This is a genomic window from Microcystis sp. LE19-195.1E (genome assembly GCF_027532095.1).
GTDB classification, from domain to species: Bacteria; Cyanobacteriota; Cyanobacteriia; order Cyanobacteriales; family Microcystaceae; genus Microcystis; species Microcystis aeruginosa.
The window spans coordinates 1-7,207 of sequence record NZ_JAPZSZ010000065.1 but is presented as its reverse complement, the minus strand read 5'-3'; the positions used below and the strand labels follow the sequence as shown (position 1 = coordinate 7,207).

At 43.4% G+C, this 7,207-nt stretch carries 7 protein-coding genes and 2 pseudogenes; 5 read left to right on the top strand and 4 right to left on the bottom strand.

Annotated features, from left to right (window positions below):
- Together O9300_RS03870 and O9300_RS03865 are read left to right on the top strand one after the other, a co-directional pair.
- Positions 1-205, top strand: a pseudogene (locus O9300_RS03870) (Uma2 family endonuclease); the annotation flags it as partial.
- Between the two features lie 113 nt (positions 206-318).
- The gene (locus O9300_RS03865; RefSeq protein WP_287970152.1) at positions 319-504 is read left to right on the top strand and encodes a PCP reductase family protein; all 186 of its coding nucleotides are present in this window, start codon (positions 319-321) and stop codon (positions 502-504) included.
- 4 nt (positions 505-508) lie between these two features.
- Here the strand turns inward: O9300_RS03865 and moaA are convergent, their stop codons facing one another.
- A complete protein-coding gene (moaA, locus tag O9300_RS03860; protein WP_002761581.1) occupies positions 509-1,498 on the bottom strand; it encodes a GTP 3',8-cyclase MoaA in 990 nt (329 codons plus the stop codon).
- A gap of 91 nt (positions 1,499-1,589) precedes the next feature.
- Here moaA and O9300_RS03855 point away from each other — a divergent pair, with 91 nt between their 5' ends.
- From O9300_RS03855 to O9300_RS03845, 3 genes are all read left to right on the top strand, one after another.
- Positions 1,590-2,777: an RNA-guided endonuclease InsQ/TnpB family protein gene (locus O9300_RS03855; protein ID WP_287970150.1), complete on the top strand. Its 1,188-nt coding sequence runs from the start codon at positions 1,590-1,592 to the stop codon at positions 2,775-2,777.
- 79 nt (positions 2,778-2,856) lie between these two features.
- Positions 2,857-3,405: a response regulator gene (locus tag O9300_RS03850; RefSeq protein ID WP_061432490.1), complete on the top strand. Its 549-nt coding sequence runs from the start codon at positions 2,857-2,859 to the stop codon at positions 3,403-3,405.
- Between the two features lie 382 nt (positions 3,406-3,787).
- On the top strand, positions 3,788-4,567 hold the full coding sequence (locus O9300_RS03845; protein ID WP_004162891.1) for a DUF1350 family protein: 780 nt from the start codon (positions 3,788-3,790) through the stop codon (positions 4,565-4,567).
- On the opposite strand, the gene O9300_RS03840 is transcribed toward O9300_RS03845, so the two are convergent.
- The 3 genes and pseudogenes from O9300_RS03840 to O9300_RS03830 all read right to left on the bottom strand — a co-directional run.
- Positions 4,564-5,256: a Uma2 family endonuclease gene (locus tag O9300_RS03840; RefSeq protein ID WP_287970148.1), complete on the bottom strand. Its 693-nt coding sequence runs from the start codon at positions 5,254-5,256 to the stop codon at positions 4,564-4,566. The genes O9300_RS03845 and O9300_RS03840 overlap by 4 nt on opposite strands.
- A gap of 38 nt (positions 5,257-5,294) precedes the next feature.
- The gene (locus O9300_RS03835) at positions 5,295-6,548 is read right to left on the bottom strand and encodes an FIST signal transduction protein (protein ID WP_287970147.1); all 1,254 of its coding nucleotides are present in this window, start codon (positions 6,546-6,548) and stop codon (positions 5,295-5,297) included.
- Positions 6,549-6,592: 44 nt separating this feature from the next.
- Positions 6,593-7,075 (bottom strand): annotated as a pseudogene (locus O9300_RS03830) (RNA-guided endonuclease InsQ/TnpB family protein); the annotation flags it as partial.
- Positions 7,076-7,207 lie beyond the last annotated feature (132 nt).

Sequence of the window (7,207 nt, the reverse complement as noted above, 5' to 3'; positions counted from 1 at the left end):
TCGTTCCTTGCCAACTTTTCAGGAATATATTCTGATCGAACAATCTAGTTATAGTGTGGAACGTTACTATAAACAAAAGGATGATCAATGGTTAATTGATTTCGTCACGGGGGAAAATGCGGTTTTACAATTGGTGTCGGTAGATTGGCAGATTTCTTTTCAAGATTTATATCAAAGAGTAAATTTCGACCTAGCAGAAACCTAAAATTAACAGAAAGGTGAAAAAGAGTCGCTATCAAGAAACTCATCATTTAATTAGCTTGGCAATAAATAGCTAATCTTTTTTGGTATAATAGACGGACTACTATTGTTAAATCTATGGAAGCTCTAGATTTTTCCGATCAACTAAAATGGACCGCAGAAGCAAAAGCAAAACTAAAAAATATTCCCTATTTTGTTCGTTCCCAAGCGCGTCAAAGGATAGAAGAATTAGCTCGTCATGCCGGTTCCGATCGAGTTACCGTGGAAATGGTAGAACAGGCTAGAGTAGAATTCGGACAGTAGATTTTTAGCCGCCAATTTGGGACATAGTACGGGTATAAATGCCGCTTGATGTGCCAGAATCACGCAGTTTAAAGTTGATTTCTGCCTTCAGTTCCATTAATTTCTGGACTTTTTCCCTGATTTCTGCCGGCGAAATTCCCTGACGGAGGGCGGTTTTTAGGTCAATTTGTCCGGTTTCGTTGAGGAGACAGGGACGCAACCAACCATCGGCCGAGAGACGTAGGCGGTTGCAGCGATCGCAAAAACATTCCGACATCTGACTGATAAAGCCAATTGTACCCTTAGCCCCCGGAATTTGAAAAACATCGGCTGGACCATTTCCCCGCACTTGACCCTCATTTAAGCCCCATTTTGCCCGAATTCGCCCCCTTAATTCCTCGTTCGCGATCCAAGCTTTTTCTTGAAATAAATCACCGTTACCGATGGGCATAAACTCGATAAAACGGACGTGCCAACGCTTCTCGATGGTCAAAGCCGCTAAATCCTCCACTTCTGCCTCATTTATCCCCGGAATTACCACCACATTCAATTTTAAGGGGTCAAAACCCACTCTCTGGGCCGCTTGAATACCTGCCCAAGTTTTTTGCCAACGACTCCGGCCGCGATTACCGATAATTTTATCGAAAGTGTCGGGGTCGAGGGAGTCTAAACTGATATTAATCCGTCTTAGTCCGGCTTCATACAACATTTCGGCTAAATTGTCAAGTAAATAGCCATTAGTGGTCAGAGCTAAATCGCTAGTGGCAGATAAAGAGGCGATATCGCGCACAATCTCCACTACTTCGGGATGTAAGAGAGGTTCCCCACCAGTAAGGCGAAATTTGCGGAAACCAAGGGGAATAAAGACATTTTTGACTAAAGTAAGAATTTCCTCCCGGGTGAGTAAATCTTGCGGTCGAACAGATGCCAATTCTGCATCCTCAGGCAGACAATACTGACAGCGAAAGTTACAGCGATCGATTAAACTAATCCTGAGATAGTCGATTTGGTTCATCGAAAATTTTGGGTCTGAAACCCCGTCGTTCTACGACGGCTTTACTGTTAAATATTAGCACATTTACGAAATATATGCTAAAATGTGAGGTATGGAAAAAGCCTATTCGTTTCGATTTTACCCCACACCAGAACAAGAGTCGCTATTGCGGCACACTTTGGGCTGTGTAAGATTAGTTTACAACAAAGCTCTCCACGAACGAACACAAGCTTGGTATGAAAGACAAGAAAGAGTAGGCTACGCTCAAACTTCTTCAATGCTAACCGATTGGAAAAAACAAGAAGAATTAAACTTTCTCAATGAAGTAAGCTGTGTACCTTTACAACAAGGTTTAAGACATTTACAAACAGCTTTCACTAACTTCTTTGCTGGTCGTACTAAGTATCCTAACTTTAAGAAAAAACATCAGGGAGGAAGTGCCGAATTTACTAAATCTGCTTTTAAATTCAAAGACAGACAAATCTATTTAGCTAAATGCACAGAACCTTTACCTATTCGATGGTCAAGACAAATACCAGACGGATGTGAACCAAGTACAGTAACGGTCAGATTACATCCTTCTGGGCGTTGGCATATCTCAATAAGATTTGATGACCCAACGATTAAGCCTTTACCAGTAACAGATAAAGCCATCGGAATTGACTTAGGAATTAGTAGCCTCGTGATTACCAGCGATGGTGACAAAGTATCTAATCCTAAGCATTTTAAGAAACATTATCGGAGACTGCGAAAGGCGCAAAAAAATCTGTCTAGAAAACAGAAAGGGTCAAAAAATCGAGAAAAAGCAAGAATCAAAGTAGCCAAGATTCACGCTCAAATCACCGATAGCAGAAAAGACCATTTACACAAGCTAACCACTCAATTAGTTCGTGAAAACCAAACGATTGTGGTTGAGAATTTAGCCGTCAAGAATATGGTCAAAAACCCGAAATTATCTCAGGCAATATCTGATGTTAGTTGGGGAGAAATTACCCGACAATTAGCCTATAAATGCCGTTGGTACGGCAGAAATTACATCGAAATAGATAGATGGTTTCCTAGCTCTAAAAGGTGTAGTAATTGTGGGTATATTGCTGAGAAAATGCCGTTAAATGTTCGAGAGTGGGACTGTCCAATCTGTGGAACACACCATGACCGAGATATTAACGCCAGTAAAAATATTTTGGCCGCAGGGCTTGCGGTGTCAGTCTGTAGAGCGACCATAAGACCAGAACAGAGTAAATCTGTTAAGGCAGGTGCGAAAAATCCTTCGGGAAAGAAGCAGAAACTCAAATCGTGAGGTTTGGGAATCGCCGTCCGTTTACGGCGGTGAGGATGTCAACGAGTTTATCTATTGTCTCTTTTCTAAGGTGTCTATCGTGTCAAATCATAAAATTCTCGTTATCGATGACAGTAAAGTGATCAGGATGCACGTTCGCGATATGTTACCAGAGGGTAACTTTGAATTTCTCGAAGCTAAAGACGGATTAGAGGGTTATAATCTCATCCGTACCGAAAACCCGAATTTGATTATTTTGGACTTCCTTCTCCCGAAAATGAGCGGTTGGGAGGTGTTTCAGCAAATCCAAACCGAAGATAATCTCAAAAGTATCCCCCTAGTGTTAATGTCGGGACGGAAAGAGGAGGTAGTAGAGAAAATCCCCGAACCTTTCCAGCATTTTGCCTTTATTGAGAAGCCTTTCGACCAAAAACAATTGGTACAAGCGATTAAAGAAGCGAGGGCTAAGGCCAAACAATATTCCCCCAAACCAACAGTTTTTAGCCCGAAACTAGAGGAACTCACCGGGGATTATAGCACCGATATTCAGACTCTCCGGGCCCAAATTGCCCAAATGCAAACAGAAATGGAAACTATGAAGAAACAAATGTCTCAATTAGCGGCTTTTATTAAGAAAAAACTGGCCTAGAACTATTCAGCCCGATTTTTGATGACTTGGGCAAGCAGTTATCCTTATCCGGCGGTGCCAATCTCTGGCTAATCTCCTATCCCTTTTAAACAGGATTTAGGATAATATGAAGTAGTCTTTATTTGGTGAGTGACTAATACTAAATCCGTTGAGTATAGGCTACTTATAAGGATAGGCACTCATGCAAGAGGCACTCATGCAAAAGGAGGAATAGATAATCAGTCTTTAATAACTGGATTTAGTATAAGTTATTAGTTAACTGATAACTAATTATGATACTAAATCCGTTGAGTATAGGCTACTTATAAGGATAGGCACTCATGCAAGAGGCACTCATGCAAAAAGAGGAATAGATAATCAGTCTTTAATAACTGGATTTAGTATGAATTGGCAAGAAATAGCAGGTAATTGGGTTTTTCTCCCCCGTCGTCCCCGGGGTATCATTCACTTTTTAGGGGGGGCATTTGTGGCGGCGGCCCCGAATATTACCTATCGTTGGTTATTAGAGAGTCTTGGGAATTCAGGATACGCTATTGTTGCTACTCCCTTTGTTAATACCCTCGATCACAAATCGATCGCCCGCACAGTTTTAAACCGTTTTGATAATATTATTGAACGTCTGCGCTGGAATCATAGTCTGCCCCAAGGTTATCTCCCCATCTACGGATTGGGTCACAGTATGGGGTGTAAACTACATTTATTAATCGGTAGTCTCTACGAAGTGGAACGGGCGGGAAATATCCTCATTTCCTTTAATAATTATCCCATTCGTCGAGCTATTCCCTTTATCGAACCTTTGCAAATTGACACCACTTTTAACCTCGAATTTACCCCGTCCCCCGAAGAAACAAACGAGTTAATTTTCCAAGATTATGCCATTCGTCGCAATCTTTTAATCCGTTTTCAAGACGACACGATCGATCAATCTTTGGTATTAAATCCCCTGCTAAAAAAACGCTTTAATGATTTAATTGCCCTGCGAACTCTCCCGGGCAATCATCTCACTCCCTTGAGTCAAGATGTCAGTTGGCAAACCGGAGAAGTATTTACTCCCCTCGATGCGATCGGCCAATGGTTAAAACAGGGACTTGCCCGGGATAATTCCCGTCTCAAAGATGAGATTCTCCACTGGTTAAATCCCGTCCTTCCGGCCTCTCGTTAGCTTTCCTCTAGATTAATCCCCATTGCCCGTAATTGCGCCTCTATGCGGGCTAATTTTGCCTCAGCCAATTCGGCCCGTTGACGTTCCTGTTGGGCTTGCTGTTCGGCTAATTCAGCCTTTTGCTTGATTTCTAGGGTGGTCAAAAACCGCGAGCCATCGGGATAAAAAATAGCTAACTGGGGACTCTCCAGTTGAAAACGGATCTGTAGAAGCGGACTCTGCCAATTATCGATCGCAGGAATCATCTCCAAGTGATCACCCCTTCGCCACCAACCCTGTAGATAATTAGCATCGGGATCGTAGAGATAATATTCTTCTACGCCAAAACGCTGATAAAATTGCCATTTTCGGCGCATTTCCGCTTTATTGTTGCCTGGAGAGAGAATTTCAAAGACCACCTGCGGCGCAATCTGGTTCTCTAACCATTGCTTATAGGAACCTCGATCGCCCTTGGGTCTGCCACACACCACCATAGCATCTGGCGCTTGACAGGTTTTATTATCCCCCTCGACCGGATACCACAACAGATCGCCGGCGATAAACACATTGTCATTCTCTGCGAATAAACATTCGAGATTTTCCTTGATCGTCACGATCCAGCGAAACTGTTTGGTATTATCGGCCATCGGTTTACCGTCACTATCGGGATAGATAATCTCCGACTCAGAGAAAGATATCGCTTTTACCATCGTTCTACTCCCTAGTGTACTAACTATTTAGTATAGCATTAAATTCCCTGACGAAAGAGGGCAAAAGCCGAAGTATAACCGTGTAAAAAAGTGCGACCGCCCACTGGCCCGATTTCTCCATTGCCAAAGAAGCCAGCGAGGGGAACATTGGCGAAATAACGCTGAAAAAGACCCGAATCAAAGTCCGGTTTTTCGTAGAGATTTTCCCCGCGACCGAGACAGGAAAAGATCAAAGCTCCTAGTATATCTGAACTAGCGGGTTTTTCTTGGGGAAAAGCTTGCAAAAGTAATTCTAAATCTAGGGCGGAAGTCTCGGCATCGCGCAGGTGAAATTGTACCCGCTGCCCCGGACGAACTCGATCGCCAATTGCGATCGCACCTTGGCGAGGATCTACTCCCAAAACATTGCGAATTAAGAAATCTCCGGGCCGCAACTGCATTTTAAACTCATCCCTAGCAATACCGATAAAAAGGGAGTGTTGCGCTAATTCTCGGTCTTTTTCCCTCAAGGAGGGGATTAAAGCCCGCAGTAGATTTAAAGGTGGTTGCGGGGTCCCATCGGCCCCTTTACCGGTCATGGAGATGATAATATTGCGTTCTCCCTCACTCACCTGATAAATCGGTCCGATGGGACGACAACCCTGGGCGACGATAGTTTCGACGATAATTTTGCCAGAAAGGGCGATTCCTACGGTTCCCTGACGATAGAGATAGGTATTACGGGGTTTTTGTTGATCGTGGTAGAATAGACCCCCAGAACGTTCAATCATGCCACCACTGACTAAACCGCCGATTTTGGCCGAACTGGGGTAGGCAAAATCTAAACCCTCTAACAGATCATTGATGCGACTGGAAAAAGGATCGGCTAAAAGGATAAATTGGGGATTTTTGGCCGCTTCTACCCCTAATAATTCTGTCCAACTAGAGGGGGAACTGTCGAGATCGGGCATTTCCGCCGCTTCGATATAGAAAGGCTGTACTTCCACATTGGGCAAATGGGCGACGGTGAGACTTAAAGCCGGACTCGCTTCGATTTCTCGCGCTTTTTCCCTGTCATCCATGCCGACAATCCCCGCCCCACCGCAGCCGATCAGGACAGGAACGGGGAGTTTATCCAAGATTAAGGGAACTAAACGGGGATAGTCGCTGGCATAGGCAGAAGAAATAAAAATTATGGCTAAATCTGCCGATCCAACTAATTTATCTTCCACTTTTTCCACTACCTCCGTCACCGCCGCTTCTAGGGAGGGACGGGTTGATAGGGCATTAATCCACTCGATGCGATCGCTCATGTTTCTTGACCCCAAATTTGGTCTAAATGTTGACGCTCCCCGCTCTAAAGAGACGGGGATTCTTGGTTCACAGAGATTACTTGCTTAGACAGAATTGCTTCTGAAAAAGTAGAGGTATTCTCTCCCCAAGCGTTTATTGGATCGAGCCCAAAGGTTCCGGTATGCCCTACCGTACTTAGTCCCCTTTTAAGGATGTTGATTGCGGCGTTTTCATCCCTATCCAAAACACATCCACATTTGCACTGATGGGTTCTAGTCGATAAAGATTTTTTGACAGTTTCACCACAGTTTGAACAGTTTTGGCTTGTATAATTCGGTGAGACAGCAATCGTTATCTTGCCGAATTTAACCCCAAAATACTCTATCCATTCCCGAAACTGATACCAGGCCGCATCATTTATCGATTTAGCTAGACAATGATTCTTGACTAAGTTCTTAACTCTTAAATCCTCGTAGGCTATCACATCATTAGAGTGAACTACGCACCTTGCTAATTTCACAGCAAAGTCTTGACGTTGCCTACTTAGGGCTTGCTGAAAAAGTCATTGAAAAGTACAGGTCTCTTAATCAATGATTTCACTTAGCTACAAGCATAAGCTTTAGTTGTTGATTAATTTTTAAGTTATAACTTATCCTAATCATTGACCGAGAAAAAGTGC

Excerpts from the sequence above, each read along its gene's own strand:
- O9300_RS03865 (WP_287970152.1), top strand. The coding sequence starts at position 319 with ATGGAAGCTCTAGATTTTTCCGATCAACTAAAATGGACCGCAGAAGCA.
- moaA (WP_002761581.1), bottom strand. The coding sequence starts at position 1,498 with ATGAACCAAATCGACTATCTCAGGATTAGTTTAATCGATCGCTGTAAC.
- O9300_RS03855 (WP_287970150.1), top strand. The coding sequence starts at position 1,590 with ATGGAAAAAGCCTATTCGTTTCGATTTTACCCCACACCAGAACAAGAG.
- O9300_RS03845 (WP_004162891.1), top strand. The coding sequence starts at position 3,788 with ATGAATTGGCAAGAAATAGCAGGTAATTGGGTTTTTCTCCCCCGTCGT.
- O9300_RS03840 (WP_287970148.1), bottom strand. The coding sequence starts at position 5,256 with ATGGTAAAAGCGATATCTTTCTCTGAGTCGGAGATTATCTATCCCGAT.
- O9300_RS03835 (WP_287970147.1), bottom strand. The coding sequence starts at position 6,548 with ATGAGCGATCGCATCGAGTGGATTAATGCCCTATCAACCCGTCCCTCC.